Raw genomic sequence first — 21,822 nt, forward strand, 5'->3', positions numbered from 1 at the left:
TATTACTGCTTATCTAAATCACTTAGCAGAATCAATGATTTGATTCAGTGTTGCGCTAGGGCGCATCACTTGTTCAAGCTTCTTAAGATCTGGCTTGTAGTAACCACCGATATCAACTGACTTACCTTGAACAACTGCTAACTCAGAAACAATCTTCTCTTCATTGTCTTTTAACTGCTTAGCTAACTTAGTAAAGTGAGCTTGTAGTTCTTTGTCTTCTGTTTGAGCAGCCAAAGCTTGTGCCCAGTACAGTGCCAAATAGAACTGGCTGCCACGGTTATCTAGTTCACCTGTTCTTGATGAAGGTGATTTTCTATTCTCAAGCAATTGACCAGTGGCCTCGTCCAAAGTCTTGGCCAAAATCTTAGCTTTAGGATTGTTCTTCTTGATGCCCACATCTTCAATCGAAACTGCCAAGGCCAAGAACTCGCCCAATGAGTCCCAACGCAAGTGGTTCTCTTCAACCAATTGCTTCACATGCTTAGGCGCTGAACCGCCGGCACCAGTTTCAAATAGGCCGCCACCATTCATCAAAGGCACAACAGACAACATCTTGGCTGAAGTACCTAATTCAAGAATTGGGAACAAGTCTGTGAGGTAGTCACGCAAAATGTTACCCGTGACAGAGATGGTGTCTTTGCCACGAATGATGCGCTCTAATGTGTAACGCATCGCACGTGTTTGAGACATGATCTGAATATCCAAACCTGTGGTGTCGTGATCTTTTAAGTATCTAGTTACTTTCTTGATCAACTCAGCTTCGTGAGGACGGTACTCATCTAACCAGAACACTGCTGGAGTATTTGATTGACGTGCACGAGTCACAGCCAACTTCACCCAATCTCTGATTGGAGCGTCTTTCACTTGGCACATGCGCCAAATATCGCCTTCTTCCACATTCTGCTCAAGCAACACAGTGCCATCCAAGGTCACAATGCGTGCAACACCTGGCTCTGCAATTTCAAAAGTCTTGTCGTGTGAGCCGTACTCTTCAGCTTGTTGAGCCATCAAGCCCACGTTGGGCACACTGCCCATGGTCACTGGATCAAAATTGCCATGCGTCTTACAGAAGTTGATCATCTCTTGATAGATACGAGCAAATGTTGATTCAGGCATCACTGCTTTGGTGTCCTTCAAACGACCATCAGCACCCCACATCTTGCCGCCCGCACGAATCATCGCTGGCATAGATGCATCAACGATCACGTCATTTGGTGAGTGAAGGTTAGTAATACCTTTGGCAGAATCCACCATCGCTAATTCTGGATTGTGCTCATGACATGCGTGCAAGTCATTGATGATCTCTTCACGCTTAGAGCTTGGAAGACTTGCGATCTTCTCGTAAACACTGCTCAAACCGTTATTTGGGTTCACGCCCAATTGCTTGAACAACTCACCGTGTTTCTCAAAAGCAGTTTTGTAGAAAATCTTCACAGCGTGACCGAACACGATTGGGTGAGACACCTTCATCATGGTCGCTTTCACGTGCAATGAGAACATCACGCGTGTTTCGTATGCGTCTTGGATTTCATCTTCATAGAACTTGCACAAAGCTTTTTTACTCATGTACATGCTGTCGATGATCTCGCCTTCTAAAAGAGAAACTTTTTCTTTCAGAACAACTGTCTTACCTGATTTAGTCACCAAATCCATGCGCACGTCGCAGGCTTGAGGCATGACCATTGATTTTTCGCTGGAGTAGAAATCACCACCGTGCATGTGTGACACGTGAGTTCTAGAAGCTTGGCTCCACTTGCCCATAGAGTGTGGGTTATTGCGTGCATAACGCTTCACAGCTGCTGGTGCGCGACGATCTGAGTTACCTTCACGAAGCACAGGGTTCACTGAGCTGCCCAAACATTTTGAATAACGCGCACGAATCGCTTTTTCTTCTTCTGTTTGTGGGTTCTCTGGGTAGTTCGGAATCTTGTAACCCTGAGACTGCAATTCTTTGATGGCGGCTGTTAACTGACCTAAAGCTGCAGAAATATTCGGCAACTTGATGATGTTCGTATCAGGCAACAAAGTCAGTTTGCCTAATGCGCTTAAATTGTTAGGAACTTTTTGTTCGTCTGAAAGGAAATCTGGAAATTCAGCAAGGATACGAGCCGCAACAGAAATGTCACTTTCAACAACGTCAATACCAGCTGGTGCTGTGAAAGTTCTGATGATGGGTAAAAAGGAAGCGGTTGCTAAATATGGGGCTTCATCCGTCAATGTGTAGATGATTGTTGATTTTTCCTTGCTCATTCTTCTTTGTCCTCTTTTTATAGATGTCCGTCTGATACTCAAGGTGTAGCAAATTCGAAAGCGATTTTAATCGTCGAATCTTTGATTATCCTTACCTATTTGGGCTAAGTAAAACCCTGCACCCTGATTTTTAATGAAAATAGGCTCCCCAAATAGGTAAAAGCCCTGATAAAACAGGGCTTTTACAGGGTATCAAGAGCTTTTTTGTCTTAAGTCAAAGCAGGGTAATCTGTGTAACCTTTTTCAGTGCCACCGTAAAAAGTTGAGCGGTCGTAAGGGGTTAATGCCGCATTTTGGGCAAAACGCTCTAGCAGGTCAGGGTTGGAGATATAAAGTCTGCCAAAAGCCACTGCATCAGCCTGAGCTGATGTGACTGCTGCCTCTGCGCTGTCTCTATCGTAACCGCCTGCCATGATGACTTTGCCTTTGAAAAGCTTTTTGAACAAGGCTGAAGTACTTGGAACATCCTTGGCCACTTCATCGTTGCCGCCAGCACTGGTTGAGCGGGGCTCAATCATGTGCAAATAAGCCAAGTTCAATGGATTTAATTGCTCGATCACATGCGTGAATAAGCCAACGGGATCTTTGTCTGACATGTCATTGAATGTGCCGTAAGGAGAAAGGCGCACACCCACACGATCGCTGCCCCATACCTGTATCACCTCATCAAGAACTTCTAACAACAAGCGCGTTCTGTTGGCAAAACTGCCACCGTATTGATCTTGGCGTTGATTGCTGGAGTCTTGTAAGAACTGATCCAGCAAGTAACCGTTTGCGGCATGAACCTCAACACCATCAAAGCCAGCTTGCTTTGCGACTGTCGCGGCATGGCTATAAGCTTGAAGCAACGCAGGGATTTCAGAGACGGCTAATTCACGTGGAGTTTCATAATCAGCCAATTGCCAAGAAGCTGTGTACACCTGACCTGTTGGAGCAATTGCAGAAGGAGCTACTGGCAAGCCATCTTCAGGGTGTAAAGAAGAATGAGAAATTCTGCCCACATGCCATAACTGCATCACGATTTTTCCGTTCTTGGCGTGCACGGCAGCCGTGATCTTTTGCCAAGCCTTCATTTGCTCGTCGCTATAGATACCAGGAGTGCCTGGATAACCTTTACCCAAAGGACAAATTTGAGAAGCCTCGGTAATGATCAAGCCAGCGCTGGCTCGTTGACTGTAATAGGTGGCCGCTAAATCACTGGGTACATCACCAGCAGTGGCACGCATGCGGGTCAAGGGAGCCATCACTAGGCGATTTTGCAGGGCAATCGCCCCCAAGGTTTCAGGTGTTAATAATTTCATGTCTCTTTTCTTTTTAGAGTGTTTGGATGAGCGCTATTTTAAGAAGTTTTTAATAAGTCTGCTTACCGAGTGATTAAAAACATATTAAATAACAATCGCTTAGGCATACAGCCATTAAAAAATGGCCATCAAAACATACCCTCAAAGCCTCATTCGTCATTTATGTCACTTATATTACTTTTGTAAGTTCCTTAGCCTATAATTTGTACACAAAATCAAAAATACAATTAAAACTATTAGCCCTAGAGACAACACATAAATGAAAAACAAAGATTTGCAAGAAATCTATTTCAGGTTTTTGAACTTGGTTCGCTCAATTGAAGAGCTACCAAGCTTTCCTAAACTAGATGCACAGAAACTCAGCTTCTAAACGAAGTGGCAACTCATTGGAAAAGTGGTGAACGCCTCTTGGTCAGTGATGCAATCGCGATGCGTGAGATTGGATCGCCTGCGACTTTGCATGCGCGCTTAAAGCAATTGCGTGACAAAAACATGGTGACTTATGTGGTGGAAACCGATGGTCGTAAAAAATACATCGAGCCTACCAGCACTGCGTTGAAATACTTCTCAGATATTTCAAATTGCATGATCGAAGCCACTGCTAAATAAGTAGATGCTCATAAAACAAAAAAGCTCCTGAAATATCAGGAGCTTTTTTTTATTGCAATACTTAATTAATCAAGAAGCAATCACCTTACCAGGATTCATCAAGTTGTGTGGATCTAAAGCATGCTTGATGGCTTGCATCACACCCAAGGCCACTTCACCGCGATGGCCTTTTAAGTACCCCACTTTTTGTTGACCCACTCCATGCTCTGCTGAGATAGAACCATTGAGCTTTTCAACTTCGGCATAGACCAAAGCTTGAATCTCTTTGGATTTGCTGGTGAAGAATTCTTCAGTTTGTGCTGAACTTGGACCTGCGATGTTGTAGTGCAAATTACCATCACCCAAGTGACCATAGTTGATCACGCGCACGCCTGGATACTTGGTGCGCAACATGTCATTGCAGGTGGTGATGAAGCTCGGAATCGCTGAAATCGGCAAAGACACATCATGTTTGATGTTCGGACCATCATCCGCTTGAGCCAAGGGCACGTGCTCACGCATGTCCCAAAATTTTCTGGCTTGAGCAAGATTGCTAGCAATCGCTGCATCACTCGCGCAACCAGATTCAAGGGCGCCTTCCAAGATCGACTCCATCAACTGCATGGCGTGCTCTTCGCTCTCGTAATCAGAAATTTCTACTAACACTTCATAAGCATTCGGGCCGCTCAAAGGACTGGCAAGAGCAGGGTAGTAGTGTTTTAACAATGCCAAACTTTCATCAGACATCATTTCAAAACCAGTGAGCTGTGCTGAAGCACCTGCTTGAAAACGATTCAATAACTCAACGGCAGCATCTGCATGCGGAACCGCAACCAAGGCAGTCCAGTTAGCCACTGGGCGTGGGAACAACTTCATCACTGCTGCGGTGATAAGGCCTAAGCTACCTTCAGCGCCAATGAACAAGTCACGTAAATCGTAGCCGGTATTGTCTTTGCGCAAACCACGCAAGCTATTCAAAATTTCGCCATTGGGCATCACGACTTCAAGACCCAAGCAAAGCTCGCGTGCATTGCCATAACGCAACACTGAAGTGCCGCCTGCATTGGTTGATAAATTGCCACCAATCGTGCAGCTGCCTTCAGCACCTAAGCTCAATGGAAAGTAACGATCGGCTGCTGTAGCGGCTTCTTGTAAAGACTGCAAAATCATCCCAGCTTCAACTGTGATGGTTTGATTGGATGTATCAATCGCGCGCACTTGGTTCATGCGGTTCAAAGAGATCACCACTTGTCGACCAGTGCTGTTAGGGGTGGCGCCACCGCACATGCCGGTGTTGCCACCTTGCGGAACAATCGCGATGCGATTGGCAGCACAGAGCTTCACAATCTCTGACACTTCTTGAGTATTACCGGGGCGTAGAGCAGCAATCGCTTGACCACGGTAGCGCTTACGCCAATCAACCAAGTAGGGCTCTAAATCATCAGGTGCTGTGATCACTTGGGCTTTGCCAATGATCTTTTCAAAGCCAGCAATCAATTCTTGATCATTCAATGACATTTTGTCTTCCTCAGTATTTCTAATATTTTTATTTACTTCTTTAGATCTTTTCTTCTTGCTTCTCTGCTTCTAATTTCTTAACTGCCAATTCTTTTGCTGCTAATTCTTCTTGAGCTTTTTTCATTTTCGCTACTTTTTTCAAAGGCTTCAAATAAGCCAGTATTGCGAAATATGCCACCAAGCTTAAAACAATTTCTAAACCAGCCAAGTAGGCAGATAAGCCCTTGTCATTAAAGCGCACCACACCTTCAATGAAATACAGCATCACCAACATCGATGCCCACTGCATGGTGTAGTTGCGAGCCTGCCAAATACCTTTCAATGCAAAGAACATCGGCACCACTTTGATCACTGCCCATGAGCCACCTGGTTTGATGGGCGCCAAAACAGCTTCCCACAAAATGCACAACACGATCAGTGCAAACCAAGAGAACCAGGCGATCAAACGCCAGTGGTCTTTGGGAGCTAATTCTGGATGGGACTGAATTGAATCGCTCATGCTGATAATTTTCTGGCCATTTCAGCCAAACGTTTGCCTTGTGCAATCGCCAATTTTTTCTCATCAGCAGAAATCGGTGCTGAGCCATCGGCTTTTGCAAAATGTGTCACACCATAGGGTGTGCCACCGGTTTGGGTGTTCATCAATTCAGGATGACTGTACGGTAGACCCACGATCACCATCCCGTGATGCATCAATGGAATCATCATTGATAGCAGGGTGCTTTCTTGACCGCCATGCATGCTGCCGGTGCTGGTAAAGACACACGCAGGTTTACCAACCAAAGAACCAGACAACCACTCAGAGGTGGTGTTATCTAAAAAGTATTTCATGGCTGATGCCATGTTGCCAAAACGAGTGGGTGATCCCAAGGCCAAACCAGCACATTCTTGAAGGTCTTTGTTTTCAACATAAGGAGGACCTGATGCTGGAATATCAGATTCAGTTGCTTCGCAAACAGCTGAAATAGCTGGCACGGTGCGCAAGCGTGCTGACACGCCTGGAACGCTTTCAACACCTTCAGCAATCAGTTCTGCCAACTGGCGCGTAGCGCCATGTCGAGAGTAATAAAGAACCAAAACATTAATTTCAGAATTCATAGAATGTGTACTCGTTGATGTATCTTGCTTATGATAGAGCCGTGGAAGCAATTCGTCATAAAGACTCTTTTCTCGATTTTTTTAAATACCTGCGTAATCGCGCCAAGGTAAGTCGTATCAATGAAATGGCAGCCAGCCTGTCTTTCACGACCATCTTGTCGATTGTGCCTATGGTAACGGTTTCATTCGCCCTCTTGGCGGCCTTACCCCGTTTTCTTAAGCTGCGGGCAGCCTTCCAAGAATGGCTCTCAGACAATCTGATTCCTGGAGCGATTGGTGACCCTATCTTGGTTTATTTGAACCAATTTGCCCTCAAGGCAAAAGGCTTGACCATCTTTGGTACGGTTGGTTTGGTGATTGGCGTATTTTTCACATTGATCACAGTTGAAAATGCCTTCAACCGCATTTGGCAAGTTCAGAATCCTCGACCATTCTTAAAGCGGATTGGCATTCATATGGTGGCCACTGTCATGGGACCACTTTTATTGGGTTTGAGTATTTACTTGAGCTCGATGGTCTTGAGCGCCTCAAAGGGCTTGATTGGTCCTTTGAGTGATGGCTTTAACTTTGTGGCAGGGGCTTTCCCAATATTGCTCTCGACCTTGTCCTTCAGCTTGGTCTACAAAATACTGCCGTATGAGCGAGTAGAGTGGCGCGACGCCATCTTGGGTGGCGCCTGTGCCGCCATCATTTTTGAATTGGCCAAATCTGCCTTTGCTTGGTTTGTGGCCAGCTACCCAATCTATAAAACTGTCTATGGCGCATTTGCCATCCTGCCTTTGTTCTTAGTCTGGATTTACTTGACCTGGTGGGTCACTTTGGCGGGCGCCACCATGGTGGCCAACATGCCCATCATCAGGGCATGGAAGGCCCCTAAAAGCCAAGAGGCCTGAAAAGAAAAGCCATAGCTGGGGTAAGCCCCTATATGGCAGGGCTGGCGAGTCTTAAAACCTACTGATAGACTGAGCCTATAAGACACCAAAAAAAGGAGGCAAGCATGAAGGTCAGTGATATTTTGCGTTTTAAAGGCGCTACTCTTTATACCGTTGCTCCAGATACTTCGCTTGCAGCCGCCGTGCACATCATGGCAGAAAAAGACATCGGTTCTTTGGTGGTCATGAAATATTCAGACTTGGTAGGTATTTTGACCTTCCGTGAAGTGATCAATGCTTTGGCTAAGAATCATGGTGCCTTGAATCAAGAGACTGTTGGCTCTGTGATGGAAAAATCTCCCATGACTTGCACTTCAGAAATGGACTTGGATGAAGCGCGTCGCATCATGCTAGATCAACACATGCGCTACTTACCGGTATTGGATGGCAGCACTTTGAACGGTGTGATCTCTTTCTACGACGTTGCTAAGGCAGTGGTGGAAGCGCAAGGTTTTGAAAACACCATGCTCAAAGCCTATATCCGTGATTGGCCAGCCGCCGAAGAGTCAGGTACTCCGGCCAAGTAAAGCCATTCTTTGCCAAGAATTACAAAAATAACAAAAAATAAGAATGGCAAATCAAGCTTCATTGCCAGACCAATGTCATAATTGAGGCATGGCTGGAAGCACACTAGGACACTTATTTCGTATCACCACTTTTGGTGAATCTCATGGACCCGCAATCGGAGCTGTTGTAGACGGCTGTCCTCCGGGCATGTCTTTATCAGTTGAAGACATTCAGCTGGACTTGGATCGACGCAAACCTGGCACCTCACGCCACGTCACGCAACGTCAAGAAGCTGACCAAGTAGAAATTCTTTCAGGTGTGTTTGAAGGTAAAACAACCGGTACTCCGATTGCTTTGGTGATTCGTAATACGGATCAACGCAGTCAAGACTATGGCGACATCTTGGATAGTTTTAGACCAGGACACGCTGACTACACCTATTGGCACAAGTACGGCATTCGTGACCCACGCGGTGGCGGTCGTTCTTCTGCGCGTTTAACTGCGCCTGTTGTGGCTGCAGCTGCGGTAGCTAAAAAATGGTTGGCAGAAAAACACGGCATCAGTTTTTATGGCTACATGACTCAACTGGGTGATGTGGAGATTCCGTTTGAAGATCAATCACAGATTTCTCAAAATCCATTCTTTGCACCTAATGCCAAGATCATTCCTGAACTAGAAGCGTACATGGATCAACTGCGCAAAGCAGGGGATTCTTGTGGTGCACGCTTAACAGTGGTGGCTAAGAATGTGCCGGTTGGTTTGGGCGAACCTATTTTTGACAAATTAGATGCAGACATTGCGCACGCAATGATGGGCATCAATGCGGTCAAAGGTGTTGAGATTGGCGCAGGCTTTAAGAGCGTTGCCCAAAAAGGCAGTGAGCATGGCGATGAAATGTTTGCAGATGGTTTTGCAAGCAATAACGCCGGCGGTATGTTGGGTGGTATCAGCAGTGGCCAAGATGTGGTGGTATCGATTGCGATCAAACCAACTTCATCGATCATGTCACCAAAACAATCGATCAATCGTGCTGGCGATGTGTCTGTGGTGCAAACCAAAGGTCGTCACGATCCTTGCGTGGGTATACGCGCCACTCCAATTGCTGAAGCCATGTTGGCTTTGGTGATCATGGATCATGTCTTAAGACATCGCGCACAGTGCGGTGATGTCAGTGTCAGTACGCCACGCATTCCAGCACAACGTCCCTAAATAGAGTGCTGCAATGACTGGTCTGGTACGACTGTCTTTCGCAGCCTTTTTCTTTTTTTACTTTTCATACATTGGGCTGATGTCGCCCTATGCCAGTCTTTACTTTGCGAGTAAAGACTTCGGCGCGATTGAAATCGCCGCCTTGATGTCGATGTTCCAGATCACGCGCATCTTAGGTCCTTTTGCCTGGGGTTGGTTGGCCGATATGCGCCGCGATCGCTTGGGCATCATGCGCATCACATCCGCATTGGCCTGCATTATTTTCTCTGGTATTTTTTATCTGGAGAGTTACATCGCTTTACTCATCTGGATGTTCTTATTGAACACCGTGATCAGCAGTCTGATGCCTTTGGGCGAGGCAGCCACGGTTCATGCTCTGTATAAAAACAATGACTTTGATAAACGCTATGGGCGCTTAAGACTCTGGGGCTCGATTGGTTTTATTGCCATGGTGTTGGGCGCCGGTGCCTGGTTTGAAACTTTTGGCATTGATAGCTTGCCTTGGTTTGGCATCGTGGCATTGTTGATCATGACTGCTTTGACCTTGACCTTGCGTGAACCACCGATGGATGTGGTCATGCACGCTGACATCAAGTTAAGTCATGTGCTTAAAAACCGCAATGTGCAGTGGTTCATGTCTGCCAATTTTTGGATGATCTTTGGCCATGCCGGACTCTATGTCTTCTACTCTTTGTATCTTGATCGTTTGGGTTACAGCAAAGGTGAGATAGGATTGTTTTGGATGTTGGGTGTTTTAGCTGAAGTGATATTTTTTTACTTTCAAAGTTACTTTTTTGCCAGATTCACCACAAAGAACATTTTGCTCGGCGCGTATTTCATCGGGGTCGTCCGCTTTGCTTTGATGGCTTACGTTCCTGAATTATTGATTTTGATTTTGGCTCAAGTGATGCACGCAGCCACCTTTGGTGCTCACCACAGTGCCAGCATCAAGATGTTGCAAACCTGGTTCAAGGGACCATTGCAAGCCAGAGGGCAGGCGCTTTACACCACCGTCTCGTATGGCATTGGTGGCACAGTGGGCGGTTTGTTCGCTGGTTGGGTTTGGGAATACCTCGCTCCACACCACGTCTTTGGTTTGGCAGCGCTCAGCAGTTTATTCGGATACTTGTGCATGAGTCGCGTGAAGCCACACCATGATGCTGCGGTGATTAAGAACTGAAGAAATAACTAAAGAAACAGCGCAAGAAACAACTCAAAAATCACCTAAAACAACTGCATCACATGCCAGAATAATTCGGGCCGCCAGAACCTTCAGGATTTAACCAAACAATGTTTTGCGTTGGGTCTTTGATGTCACAGGTTTTGCAATGAACGCAGTTCTGCGCATTGATTTGTAATTGCTGACCTTGTTCACCATCCACGTATTCATAAACACCAGCAGGGCAGTAGCGTTGCTCTGGACCATCAAACACAGGTAAGTTGGTGATGACTGGCACCATTGAATTAAGCAGCGTTAAATGCGCTGGCTGATTTTCTTCATGGTTCGTATTGGAAATAAACACTGAAGATAATTTATCAAAAGTAATTTTTCCATCAGGTTTTGGATAGTCAATTTTTTGACACTGATCAGCTGGTTTTAAATACTCGTGATCAGCGTACTGTGTGTGAACTGTCCATGGCACATTGCCACCGAATAACTTTTGTTCAATGCCCACCATCAAGGTGCCCACATACAAACCTTTGCCCATCCATGGTTTGAAGTTGCGAGCTTTGTTCAATTCTTGATACAACCAGCTCTTCTTGAAAGCTTCTGGGTAAGCGCTCAACTCATCACCAGAGCGATTGTGTGTGACGGCTTCAAACGCAGCTTCAGCGGCCATCATGCCGGTCTTGATTGCTGCATGACTGCCCTTGATGCGAGACGCATTTAAAAAGCCTGCATCGCAACCAATCAAAGCGCCACCAGGGAACACTGTCTTTGGCAAACTGTTCAAGCCACCGGCTGTGATCACACGTGCACCATAACCAATGCGCTTGCCGCCTTCGAAGAACTTGCGCACGCTTGGATGAGTTTTGTAACGCTGAAACTCTTCAAAAGGACTGAGGTAAGGGTTGCTATACGACAAGCCCACCACGAAGCCGACCGCTACTTGATTATTTTCTAGGTGATATAAAAACGAACCACCATAAGTGTCAGAACTGAGTGGCCAGCCTGCTGTGTGGATCACCAAGCCTTCTTGATGCATGGCTGGATCGATTTCCCATAGCTCTTTGATGCCAAGACCGTAACTCTGCGGATCTTTGCCTTCGTCTAATTGATAGCTCTCGATCAATTGTTTGCCTAAGTGACCACGCGCACCTTCAGCAAACAATGTGTACTTGGCGCGCAACTCCATACCGAGCTGAAAATTCTCAGTGGCTTGGCCATCACGACCAACGCCTAAATTACCCGTGGCCACACCGACCACTTGACCTGCTTCACCGTACAAAATTTCTGCTGCTGGAAAGCCTGGGAAAATTTCCACGCCAAGGTTCTCAGCTTGAGTACCCAACCAACGAGTGAAGTTCGACAAACTCACCACATAGTTGCCGTGATTTTTAAAACAGTTAGGCAACATCCATTGAGGGGTGGTGTATGACTTGCTCTCAGTGAGGAACATGAAACGATCTTCACTCACTGCAGTATTCAATGGCGCACCTTGTTTTTTCCAGTCAGGGATCAACTCATTGATGCCAATTGGGTCCATCACGGCGCCTGATAAGATATGTGCGCCAACTTCAGAGCCTTTTTCTAAAACACAGACAGAGATCTCTTGACCTTTTTCGGTGCTCAATTGCTTTAAGCGAATGGCGGCTGATAAACCAGCAGGGCCACCACCGACGATGACAACGTCATAGTCCATGGATTCACGCGGGCCAAATTGTTCAAGTAGCTCAGGGCTGGTATTCATGCAATCTCCAAAATGAGTTCTTCTGACTCACTGAATCAATGATTTAACAGTCATGATTTTAAGTTCAATCTCAAATCATACTTACATAGGCTGCAAAACAGGATACAAAACAGATACTAGCACCCCCTTTAGTGCATATATTACAAGGGCTTAGGGCATTTAGATCGCTCTTGGGTCAATTCTGTCAAGGTAACGTCAATAGAATGGTATATAAATAGGGGTTTGGCATATTGTTTGCTTAATGAATAGTCAGCAAAACAATGGGTTTTAGAAACTAAAACCAGCTATCTTTGAATCAAATGGGAGTTTTTCATGAATAAGGTTTACGGTTCTGCAAAAGAGGCTTTGGCAGACATTGTCAAAAATGGCCAAACTTTTGCAGTGGGTGGTTTTGGTTTGTGTGGCATTCCTGAGGCATTGATCGCTGCATTGCGCGATACAGGGGCAACCAATTTAACAGCCATCTCTAACAACGCTGGTGTGGATGGCTTTGGTTTGGGTCAACTACTAGAAACTCGCCAAATTAAAAAAATGATTTCATCTTATGTGGGTGAAAACAAAGAGTTTGAGCGTCAATACTTGGCAGGTGAATTAGAACTTGAGTTCACACCACAAGGTACCTTGGCAGAAAAACTTCGCGCCGGTGGTTGTGGCATTCCTGCTTTCTTTACTAAGACTGGTGTAGGCACGATCGTGGCCGATGGTAAAGAGATCCGCGAATTCGATGGTGAAAAATATGTGATGGAACGCTCTTTGGTGGCAGACATTGCTTTGGTCAAAGCTTGGAAAGCTGACAAAGCTGGCAACTTGATCTACCGCCACACAGCGCGTAACTTCAATCCAATGTGCGCGATGGCCGGCAAGATCACGGTGGTTGAAGTCGAAGAGATCGTTGAGAACGGCGCATTTGAGCCTGCTGATGTTCATACACCAAGTATTTATGTGCATCGCATCGTGTTAAACAAAAATCCAGAAAAGCGCATCGAACAGCGCACTGTTAGCAAGGCTTAAGGAGCAAGATCATGGCATGGAATCGTGATGAAATGGCTGCACGTGCAGCCAAAGAATTAAAAGATGGTTACTACGTTAACTTGGGCATTGGCTTGCCAACCTTGGTAGCGAACCACGTACCAAAAGAAATTGAAGTTTGGCTTCAATCAGAAAACGGTTTGTTGGGCATTGGTCCATTCCCAACAGAAGATCAAGTCGATGCAGACTTGATCAATGCGGGTAAACAAACCATCACCACATTACCTGGCTCTGCGATTTTTTCTTCAGCTGATTCATTTGGCATGATTCGCGGCGGAAAAATCAATATTGCCATTTTGGGCGCGATGCAAGTCAGCGAAAAAGGCGACTTGGCCAACTGGATGATCCCAGGCAAGATGGTCAAAGGCATGGGCGGTGCAATGGACTTGGTTGCGGGCGTGAAACACGTGGTGGTCTTGATGGAACACGTTGCCAAGAAAAAAGACGGCACAGAAGACATCAAGATTTTGCCAAGCTGCACCTTGCCATTAACAGGTGTGGGTGTGGTCAATCGCATCATCACTGATTTAGCTGTTTTAGATGTCACACCTCAAGGCATGAAACTACTTGAGCTTGCACCTGGTGTGAGCAAAGAAGAGGTGATTGCTAAAACTGGTTGTCCTTTAGATACCAGCGCTGTCTAAATATGAAAGATGCTAAGCAAGCAACTCAGCATGCCACTCATTTGCATGCACACAAGAGAGGCGATGCTCAGCATCTTCATTACCGCGAGTCTCATCAAGTCGGCATTCTGTTAGCAGCCTTGCTGCTAACTTTCCTCTTTGCCGGTATTGAAGCATTTGCTGGTTTTTGGGCCAACTCATTGGCCTTGATCTCTGATGCTGGCCACATGGTCACAGATGCATCAGCTTTGGCTTTGGCTTTATTGGCGCAAATCATTGCTAAGCGACCACCTTCAATCAAAAATTCATTTGGTTTTGGTCGAGCAGAGTCTTTGGCAGCTTTTGTTAATTGCTTGGCAATGTTGGTCTTGATCATTTGGATTGCTCTTGAAGCGATCTCACGCTTCAATGATCCACATCAAGTGCAAGGTCAGGCTGTGATGGTGGTGGCCGTGATTGGTTTGGTGATCAACTTGATCGTCGCTTGGATTTTGTCTAAAGATAAGAAAAGTGTTAATACCAAAGCAGCCTTGGTTCATGTGATGGGTGACCTCTTGGGTTCATTGGCAGCATTGATTGCAGGTGTGGTGATTCATTTCACAGGCTGGATGCAGATTGACCCAATCTTGTCATTGTTTGTCTGTGTCTTATTGATTCGTTCAACCATCAATGTATTAAAAGAGTCATATCACTTCTTGATGGAGGGTGTGCCTCATCACATTGACTACGTTCAAGTGGGTAAAGATTTACAAGCAGTTGATGGTGTTTTGGCTGTGCATGACTTGCATGTCTGGGAGATGTCACCAGGACATCCTGCTTTGATTGGTCATGTCGAAGTGCGTGATTTGCAAGATTGGCCAATCACCATGGAAAAAATTAATAAGATGTTGCTAGAGAAACATGAGATTGATCATGTCACTTTGCAACCTGAGATGCCTAGTTAAGTTAGCAAGCGAACTTAACAAGCTAAGTGATTAAGCTAAATTAATAAATAAATCATTAAATATTTCGGAGCGATTGGATATGAGTATGTTGAAAGGTAAAACAGCATTGGTGACTGGTTCAACCAGTGGTATTGGTTTGGGCATTGCTAAAGCATTGGCAGAGCAGGGTGCCAATATCATGATGAACGGCTTTGGAGAAAAAGACGCAGCGATGGCTGAAGTCAAAGCCTTTGGTGTTGAAGTGGATTACCACGGTGCTGACATGAGCAAGCCTGCAGAAATCGAAGCGATGATGCAAGCCGCTGAAAAGCGTTTTGGTGCTGTTGATATTTTGGTGAACAACGCAGGTATTCAGCATGTGGCCAATGTGGAAGACTTCCCGGTTGATCGTTGGGACGCCATCATTGCGATCAACTTGTCTTCAGCGTTTCACACCACACGCATGGCATTGCCTGGCATGAAGCAACGCAATTGGGGCCGCATCATCAACTTGGCATCTGTACACGGCTTAGTGGCCTCTGCGCAGAAGTCAGCGTATGTTGCAGCCAAGCACGGCATCGTTGGTTTAACAAAAGTGACAGCTTTAGAAACAGCGCAAACCGGTGTGACTTGTAATGCGATTTGCCCAGGTTGGGTATTAACGCCATTGGTCCAAAAACAAGTGGATGCCCGCGCTGAAAAAGACAAAGTGAATAATGAAGAAGCCAAGAAACGTTTGCTTTCAGAAAAGCAACCTTCTGGCGAATTCGTCACACCTGATCAATTAGCAGCTTTGGCAGTGTTCTTCTGTAGTCCAGCGGCTACTCAAATACGTGGTGTTGCTTGGAATATGGATGGAGGCTGGGTAGCCCAGTAATGCTCAAGCGCTTACTTCAACGACTCTTCGGAAAGAAACCACAGAGCTCTTATGAGATAGAACTCACAAGCTCTGTGGGCGTATCGCAAGCGCCAGCTAGTGAAGCAAATAACGAAGTAAAGAATGAATTAATAACACCTGTCATTGATTACCCCATCCCAGTTGAGGATGTTCCTGATCTTCCCGATCCAGAATGTAGAACGAACTATGTGCAATGCGCCAGCCCATCGGGTTTTCATAAGATGGCGTATCACGAGTGGGGTGATCCTAATAATCCACGTGTCTTAATTTGTGTGCACGGTCTAACTCGCCGCGGTAGTGACTTCACAGTTTTGGCCAAAGCGATGCGCGATCGTTACAGAGTGATCTGCCCAGACATCGTGGGTCGAGGTGATTCTGATTGGTTAGAAAATCCGATGCTGTATGGCATTCCACAATATGTGACTGATATGAATGCGCTTCTTGCACAGTTAGGTTTGCATGAAGTTGATTGGTTTGGCACATCGATGGGTGGTTTGATTGGCATCTTCATGGCGAGTCAGAAAAACTCACCGATTAGAAAAATGATTCTCAATGATGTTGGCCCAAGAATTGAACCAACAGCGCTCAAACGTTTGGGTGATTATGTTGGCAAACCTTTGCGCTTTAACAGCAAAAAAGAAGGCTTGATTTATCTCAATCGCATTTGTGAACCTTTTGGAACTTTCACGCCAGAACAGTGGAAAGACTACAACGGTCCTCATTTGAAAAAAGATGGTGATCAGTGGATCGTGCATTACGACCCGGACATCGTCAAACCATTTTCAGCAGTTAATAAGATGACTTCCATGATGGGTGAAATGATGACCTGGAAAGCCTATGATGCGATCAATGCTGAGATGCTGATTGTGCGTGGTGCTGAATCTGATTTGATTTCAGGGCTCACAGTGAATGAGATGTGTCGTCGTAACCCCAAAGCAAAAAGCACCGAAATTCTTGGGGTGGGACATGCTCCGGCATTCATCACGCCAGAACAGGTATCCTTAGCACGTGAGTTCTATAGTTAAGACCGATTTATTGTTTGGAGAAGACCTTCATGCCCATGCCATGGGCGTGAAGGAGATCCTGCTCTTCTTAAAGTTAGATGAAGCCAGTTGCTTGGCTGCTGAGCATCTTGACTCAACACTCTCTAAAGAATCTCTAGAAAAACAATTGGGGCAAGAAGTTGCTCAATTGATCATGGGCTATCGCGCGCTGAAAGCGGCGCAATTAAAAATTGCCCGACAGTCATCCAATCAACTTGGTCAAAGTGCGCAAGCTCAAGTAGAAGTTTTAAGAAAAATGCTTTTGGCATTTGCTCATGACTTGCGCGTGGTGCTATTGCATTTGGCATCAGTGGTTCAAACTTTGCGTTGGGTCACCTCCCAAAGAATCGAAACACCAACATCTTGGGCGCAAGACATCTTGGATGTCGATGCAGCTTTAGCCAATCGTTTGGGTATTTGGCAATTGAAGTGGGAGATGGAAGATTTAGCATTTCGATGCTTGGCTCCAGACACCTACAAACAGATCGCCAGTTTGTTGGATTCAAAACGCGTTGAGCGTGAAGCATTCATTGCCGATGTCATGAATCGCTTGCAAGCAGAATTGAATCAAGCTGGTATCAAAGGTGAAGTGCAGGGTCGACCAAAACACATTTACAGCATTTGGAAAAAAATGCAGGGCAAATCCATCGACTTTGCTCAGCTTTACGATGTGCGCGCATTTCGTATCATGGTCGATGATGTAAAAGATTGCTACGCTGCCTTGGGCATCGTGCATCACATCTGGCAACCCATCCCAAAAGAATTCGACGACTACATTGCCAGACCAAAACCCAACGGTTATCAATCACTGCACACCGTGGTGATGGACGCAGACAACATTTCATTTGAAGTGCAGGTCAGAACCCACGAAATGCACAAGCAAGCCGAGTATGGTGTTGCTGCGCATTGGCGTTACAAAGAAGCGGGCAAGCAAGGTTATGCCGGCACCGTGAGTGCCAAAGAAGAATACGACCGCCGCATTGCTTGGGCCAGACAATTGATTGCCTGGAAAGAAGACGCTTGGGATCAACTCAAAGGGCAAGAGCTCGATGATCAAATTTATGTGCTGACACCATTGGGTCAGGTCGTGCCTTTGCAGCAAGGTGCCACACCGATTGATTTCGCTTACTCGGTTCACACGGACTTGGGGCACCGTTGCAGAGGCTCGAGAGTAGATGGTGCGATGGTGCCTTTGGACACGCAACTAAAAAATGGTCAAACCGTTGAAATCATTTCTGTCAAACAAGGCGGTCCTTCTTTGGATTGGCTCAATGCTGAGCGAGGCTACCTCGCCACCAATCGTGCTAAATCAAAAGTGCGTGCTTGGTTCACGGCGCAACAAGCTGAACAAGATGGTGACAAAACAGATAAAGATGAAATTGTTGCTGAAGTTGTTAAGCCAGAGTTGCCCGACATCATCTTGCGCAAGAGCAAAGTCAAATCTGGTCAAAGCGATGTCTTGGTGGTGGGTGTTGATTCTTTGCTCACGCAACTATCGCGTTGTTGCCGTCCTGTGCCACCAGACCCCATCAGTGGATTTGTGACCCGAGGTCGTGGCGTATCGATCCATCGACAAGACTGCAGCACTTTCAAGCAACTCCTAGCCAGAGCACCAGAGAGAGTCGTGGTCACTGAGTGGGGCAATCAGCCCGAAGGCAAATCATTGTTCCCAGTGGACTTGGCTTTGATGGCCGTCGATCGCCAGGGCTTGTTGCGAGACATCTCGGAAGTGTTCTCACGCCTAAAAATCAACGTCACAGGCGTCAAAACGCAGTCTCGCAAAGGCATTGCCAGCATGCAGTTCACGATTGAAGTGCCCTCAACCAATGGTTTACAAACCGCTGTGAGCGCTCTTTTAGAGGTCAAAGGTGTCACCGAGGCGAGAAGGAAGTAGCCACAAGTGATAAACTGTCGGTCTTAATAGGCTCGTAGCTCAGTTGGTTAGAGCGCTACCTTGACATGGTAGAGGTCGTTGGTTCGATTCCAATCGAGCCTACCAACGAATTTGGCACCGTAAAGTATGGTGCAGTGATGTAAAAACTGGCGCGGAATGTCCTAGGTTCAAAAAGACCCCAGAGCACCGCGCTAAATTTTTGGAGTTGATATGGTTGTTGTCACATTACCTGATGGATCAAAGCGCGAATATCCCGCGCCATTGACCGTTTTCGAAGTGGCACAAAGCATTGGTGCTGGTTTGGCTAAAGCTGCTTTGGCCGGTAAGGTCAATGGCAAATTGGTTGACACCAGTCACTTGATCAACTCTGATAGCAACATCGCGATCGTCACAGATAAAGATCCTGAAGGCTTGGAAGTCATTCGTCACTCCAGCGCCCACTTGATGGCTTATGCCGTTAAAGAACTCTACCCAGAAGCGCAAGTGACCATCGGCCCTGTGATCGAGTCTGGTTTTTATTATGACTTTGCCTACAGCCGTCCATTCACACCAGAAGACTTGGTAGCGATTGAAAAGCGCATGGCTGAGTTGGCCAAAAAAGACGAGAAGATTGAGCGTCGCGTGGTGAGCCGTGATGAAGCTGTTAAATATTTCAAAGGTTTGGGCGAGAACTACAAAGCAGAATTGATTGAAGCGATTCCTCAGTCTGAAGATGTTTCTTTGTATTCAGAAGGTGGCTTCACTGACTTGTGCCGCGGCCCTCACGTGCCATCGACTGGCAAATTAAAAGTATTCAAATTGATCAAAGTGGCAGGTGCCTATTGGCGCGGCGACAGCAAGAACGAAATGCTTCAGCGTATTTACGCCACAGCATGGGCCAAGAAAGAAGATCAAGACGCTTACTTCCACATGTTGGAAGAAGCTGAGAAGCGTGATCACCGCAAACTAGGTAAACAATTAGATCTATTCCATTTCCAAGAAGAAGCCCCAGGCTTGATCTTCTGGCATCCAAAAGGTTGGACGATTTGGCAGCAAGTTGAGCAATACATGCGCCGTGTGTACCAAGAGAATGGTTACCAAGAAGTCAAAGCTCCGCAAATCTTGGACCGTGGACTTTGGGAAAAATCAGGCCACTGGGAAAACTACAAAGACAATATGTTCACGACTGAGTCTGAGAATCGTGCTTATGCTTTGAAGCCGATGAACTGCCCAGGCCACGTACAAATTTATAACGCTGGTTTACACAGCTACCGTGAACTACCGTTGCGTTACGGTGAGTTTGGTCAGTGTCACCGCAATGAATCATCTGGTGCCTTGCACGGTTTGATGCGTGTGCGTGGTTTCACGCAAGACGATGGTCACATTTTCTGTACAGAAGATCAGATCCAATCTGAAGTGGCTGACTTTGATAAAGCCGTGCGTGCGGTTTATCAAGACTTTGGTTTCACAGAAGTGGCCGTTAAATTGGCCTTGCGACCTGCTAAGCGAGTTGGTGACGACGCCATTTGGGATAAAGCAGAAGATGCCTTGCGCAATGCTTTGAAATCCTCTGGACAAGAGTGGGAAGAGTTACCAGGTGAGGGTGCTTTCTACGGACCAAAAATTGAATATCACCTCAAAGATTCAATCGGTCGTTCATGGCAATGCGGCACGATGCAAGTCGACTTTTCAATGCCACAACGTTTAGGCGCTGAATACGTTTCTGCTGACAATGATCGTCAAGTACCGGTCATGTTGCACCGTGCGATCGTGGGTTCTTTGGAGCGATTTATCGGTATTTTGATCGAAAACCATGCCGGCGCAATGCCTACCTGGCTTGCACCAACTCAGTGCATAGTGATGAATATTTCCGGAAATTCAGCCGAATATGCTGAAAAAGTACAGCAAATCCTCAAAAAACAAGGATTTAGGGCTGAAGTTGATTTGCGGAACGAGAAAATTACGTTTAAAATCCGTGAGCACGCAATGCAGAAGGTTCCTTATCTCATCGTTGTCGGTGACAAGGAAGCAGAAGCAAATGCGGTGGCCGTGCGCGCCAGAGGTGGAGTTGATTTAGGTGTAATGCCAATCGAAGACTTCATCGCCCGACTCCAACAGGATGTATCCCAGAAGGTCGGACCCCAGCCAGTCTGAGGTGAGCAAGGTCTTGTTAAAAAATTTTGAAGGAAACACGAGATAGCTACTGAGAAAACTCATCGTATTAACCGGGAAATTACTGCCCCCGAATTACGATTAATTGGCAACGACAGTGAACCACTTGGAGTGGTGAAATTGGCTGATGCTTTAAGACTGGCGGAAGAGAGCGAATTAGATTTGGTGGAGATTGCCCCAACGGCAGAACCTCCGGTTGCCCGTGTGATGGATTACGGCAAGTTCAAATACCAAGAAGCTAAGAAAGCTCACGAAGCGAAGTTAAAGCAAAAAGTTATTCAGGTGAAGGAAGTTAAATTCCGCCCTGGCACTGATGACGGTGACTACAACGTTAAGTTGCGCAATTTGGTGAGATTCTTAGAAGAGGGTGATAAAACAAAAATCACTTTGCGTTTCCGAGGTCGTGAATTAGCCCACCAAGAAATTGGTGTACGCATGTTGGAAAGATTGAAAGCTGATCTAGAGCCGTATGGCGCTGTTGAGCAGTTTCCAAAGATGGAGGGGCGCCAGATGGTGATGGTTCTTTCCCCCATCAAGAAGAAATAATCACTCGCAAGAGTGAAACGAATAATCACCCTAAGGGTGAAAGAATTACCTGAAAAGGTGATGCAGTAACCCGGCGACGTAAGTCAGACCGGAGAAAGACGAAAGTCTTATTTAGAAGTATGTCTGGGTAATAGAAGCGCAATCGTCGATTGCCACCTAAGTCGTACAAATTAGTGAAAAGGGAGCAGTTATGCCCAAGATGAAAACGAAAAGCGGTGCAGCTAAGCGTTTTAGAGTTCGCGCAAGCGGTTCTATCAAACGTGGTCAAGCGTTCAAGCGCCATATTCTGACCAAGAAGACGACTAAGAACAAACGTCACCTTCGCGGTGCAGTTGCCGTACATGATTCAGATGTGAAATCAGTACGTTCTATGATGCCTTACGCTTAACCTCAGACGAAT

General features: G+C 46.2%; 20 protein-coding genes and 1 tRNA gene. 15 read left to right on the forward strand and 6 right to left on the reverse strand.

Features of this window, described 5'->3' with window-relative positions; genetic code table 11:
- Positions 1-18 precede the first annotated feature (18 nt).
- Together ICE88_RS07045 and ICE88_RS07050 are read right to left on the reverse strand one after the other, a co-directional pair.
- A complete protein-coding gene (locus ICE88_RS07045) occupies positions 19-2,250 on the reverse strand; it encodes an NADP-dependent isocitrate dehydrogenase (RefSeq protein ID WP_216251029.1) in 2,232 nt (743 codons plus the stop codon).
- A 209-nt stretch (positions 2,251-2,459) separates the two neighbouring features.
- Positions 2,460-3,551 (reverse strand): alkene reductase, encoded by a 1,092-nt coding sequence (locus tag ICE88_RS07050; protein WP_216251031.1) that lies wholly within the window; start codon positions 3,549-3,551, stop codon positions 2,460-2,462.
- Between the two features lie 375 nt (positions 3,552-3,926).
- Here ICE88_RS07050 and ICE88_RS07055 point away from each other — a divergent pair, with 375 nt between their 5' ends.
- Positions 3,927-4,160: a hypothetical protein gene (locus tag ICE88_RS07055; RefSeq protein ID WP_216251034.1), complete on the forward strand. Its 234-nt coding sequence runs from the start codon at positions 3,927-3,929 to the stop codon at positions 4,158-4,160.
- Between the two features lie 69 nt (positions 4,161-4,229).
- Here the strand turns inward: ICE88_RS07055 and ICE88_RS07060 are convergent, their stop codons facing one another.
- The 3 genes from ICE88_RS07060 to wrbA are packed head-to-tail and all read right to left on the reverse strand — an operon-like array spanning position 4,230 to position 6,755.
- Positions 4,230-5,657 carry an FAD-binding oxidoreductase gene (locus tag ICE88_RS07060; protein ID WP_216251039.1) on the reverse strand — a complete coding sequence of 476 codons (1,428 nt, stop codon included), beginning with the start codon at positions 5,655-5,657 and terminating at the stop codon, positions 4,230-4,232.
- 40 nt (positions 5,658-5,697) lie between these two features.
- A complete protein-coding gene (locus tag ICE88_RS07065; protein WP_216251043.1) occupies positions 5,698-6,156 on the reverse strand; it encodes a DUF2069 domain-containing protein in 459 nt (152 codons plus the stop codon).
- On the reverse strand, positions 6,153-6,755 hold the full coding sequence (gene wrbA / locus ICE88_RS07070) for an NAD(P)H:quinone oxidoreductase (RefSeq protein WP_216251045.1): 603 nt from the start codon (positions 6,753-6,755) through the stop codon (positions 6,153-6,155). Before wrbA ends, ICE88_RS07065 begins: the two co-directional genes overlap by 4 nt.
- Before the next feature lie 41 nt (positions 6,756-6,796).
- Between wrbA and ICE88_RS07075 the strand changes: the two genes are divergently transcribed.
- The 4 genes from ICE88_RS07075 to ICE88_RS07090 all read left to right on the forward strand — a co-directional run bounded on the left by ICE88_RS07075 (position 6,797) and on the right by ICE88_RS07090 (position 10,583).
- Positions 6,797-7,648, forward strand: a complete 852-nt coding sequence (locus ICE88_RS07075) for a YihY family inner membrane protein (protein ID WP_216251048.1) — start codon at positions 6,797-6,799, stop codon at positions 7,646-7,648.
- A 104-nt stretch (positions 7,649-7,752) separates the two neighbouring features.
- Positions 7,753-8,214: a CBS domain-containing protein gene (locus ICE88_RS07080; protein ID WP_216251051.1), complete on the forward strand. Its 462-nt coding sequence runs from the start codon at positions 7,753-7,755 to the stop codon at positions 8,212-8,214.
- An 88-nt stretch (positions 8,215-8,302) separates the two neighbouring features.
- Complete coding sequence (gene aroC / locus ICE88_RS07085) at positions 8,303-9,403, forward strand: chorismate synthase (RefSeq protein ID WP_216251054.1); 1,101 nt, start codon at positions 8,303-8,305, stop codon at positions 9,401-9,403.
- A 13-nt stretch (positions 9,404-9,416) separates the two neighbouring features.
- Positions 9,417-10,583, forward strand: coding sequence for an MFS transporter (locus ICE88_RS07090; protein ID WP_216251057.1), 1,167 nt, complete (start codon positions 9,417-9,419; stop codon positions 10,581-10,583).
- A gap of 58 nt (positions 10,584-10,641) precedes the next feature.
- On the opposite strand, the gene ICE88_RS07095 is transcribed toward ICE88_RS07090, so the two are convergent.
- On the reverse strand, positions 10,642-12,315 hold the full coding sequence (locus ICE88_RS07095) for an electron transfer flavoprotein-ubiquinone oxidoreductase (RefSeq protein ID WP_216251061.1): 1,674 nt from the start codon (positions 12,313-12,315) through the stop codon (positions 10,642-10,644).
- Positions 12,316-12,627: 312 nt separating this feature from the next.
- On the opposite strand from ICE88_RS07095, the gene ICE88_RS07100 reads away from it, so the two are divergent.
- The 10 genes from ICE88_RS07100 to rpmI all read left to right on the forward strand — a co-directional run bounded on the left by ICE88_RS07100 (position 12,628) and on the right by rpmI (position 21,810).
- Positions 12,628-13,326, forward strand: coding sequence for a CoA transferase subunit A (locus ICE88_RS07100; RefSeq protein ID WP_215289868.1), 699 nt, complete (start codon positions 12,628-12,630; stop codon positions 13,324-13,326).
- Positions 13,327-13,337: 11 nt separating this feature from the next.
- Positions 13,338-13,988 (forward strand): CoA transferase subunit B, encoded by a 651-nt coding sequence (locus tag ICE88_RS07105; RefSeq protein WP_216251064.1) that lies wholly within the window; start codon positions 13,338-13,340, stop codon positions 13,986-13,988.
- Positions 13,989-13,990: 2 nt separating this feature from the next.
- Positions 13,991-14,911: a cation diffusion facilitator family transporter gene (locus ICE88_RS07110; protein WP_216251068.1), complete on the forward strand. Its 921-nt coding sequence runs from the start codon at positions 13,991-13,993 to the stop codon at positions 14,909-14,911.
- A gap of 85 nt (positions 14,912-14,996) precedes the next feature.
- Complete coding sequence (locus ICE88_RS07115; RefSeq protein WP_180738126.1) at positions 14,997-15,767, forward strand: 3-hydroxybutyrate dehydrogenase; 771 nt, start codon at positions 14,997-14,999, stop codon at positions 15,765-15,767.
- Complete coding sequence (locus tag ICE88_RS07120; RefSeq protein WP_255535253.1) at positions 15,767-16,813, forward strand: alpha/beta fold hydrolase; 1,047 nt, start codon at positions 15,767-15,769, stop codon at positions 16,811-16,813. The genes ICE88_RS07115 and ICE88_RS07120 overlap by 1 nt, the downstream gene beginning before the upstream one ends.
- Positions 16,797-18,725: a bifunctional (p)ppGpp synthetase/guanosine-3',5'-bis(diphosphate) 3'-pyrophosphohydrolase gene (locus ICE88_RS07125; RefSeq protein ID WP_370624436.1), complete on the forward strand. Its 1,929-nt coding sequence runs from the start codon at positions 16,797-16,799 to the stop codon at positions 18,723-18,725. The genes ICE88_RS07120 and ICE88_RS07125 overlap by 17 nt, the downstream gene beginning before the upstream one ends.
- Positions 18,726-18,753: 28 nt before the next feature.
- Positions 18,754-18,830: transfer RNA gene (locus tag ICE88_RS07130), tRNA-Val, on the forward strand.
- A 105-nt stretch (positions 18,831-18,935) separates the two neighbouring features.
- Positions 18,936-20,858, forward strand: a complete 1,923-nt coding sequence (gene thrS / locus ICE88_RS07135) for a threonine--tRNA ligase (protein ID WP_216251071.1) — start codon at positions 18,936-18,938, stop codon at positions 20,856-20,858.
- A gap of 42 nt (positions 20,859-20,900) precedes the next feature.
- A complete protein-coding gene (gene infC / locus ICE88_RS07140; protein WP_089516031.1) occupies positions 20,901-21,422 on the forward strand; it encodes a translation initiation factor IF-3 in 522 nt (173 codons plus the stop codon).
- Between the two features lie 190 nt (positions 21,423-21,612).
- Positions 21,613-21,810 carry a 50S ribosomal protein L35 gene (gene rpmI, locus ICE88_RS07145; protein WP_215289856.1) on the forward strand — a complete coding sequence of 66 codons (198 nt, stop codon included), beginning with the start codon at positions 21,613-21,615 and terminating at the stop codon, positions 21,808-21,810.
- Positions 21,811-21,822: the final 12 nt, after the last annotated feature.

The sequence above is a fragment of the Polynucleobacter sp. AM-26B4 genome (assembly GCF_018882285.1).
In the GTDB taxonomy this organism is placed as follows: domain Bacteria; phylum Pseudomonadota; class Gammaproteobacteria; order Burkholderiales; family Burkholderiaceae; genus Polynucleobacter.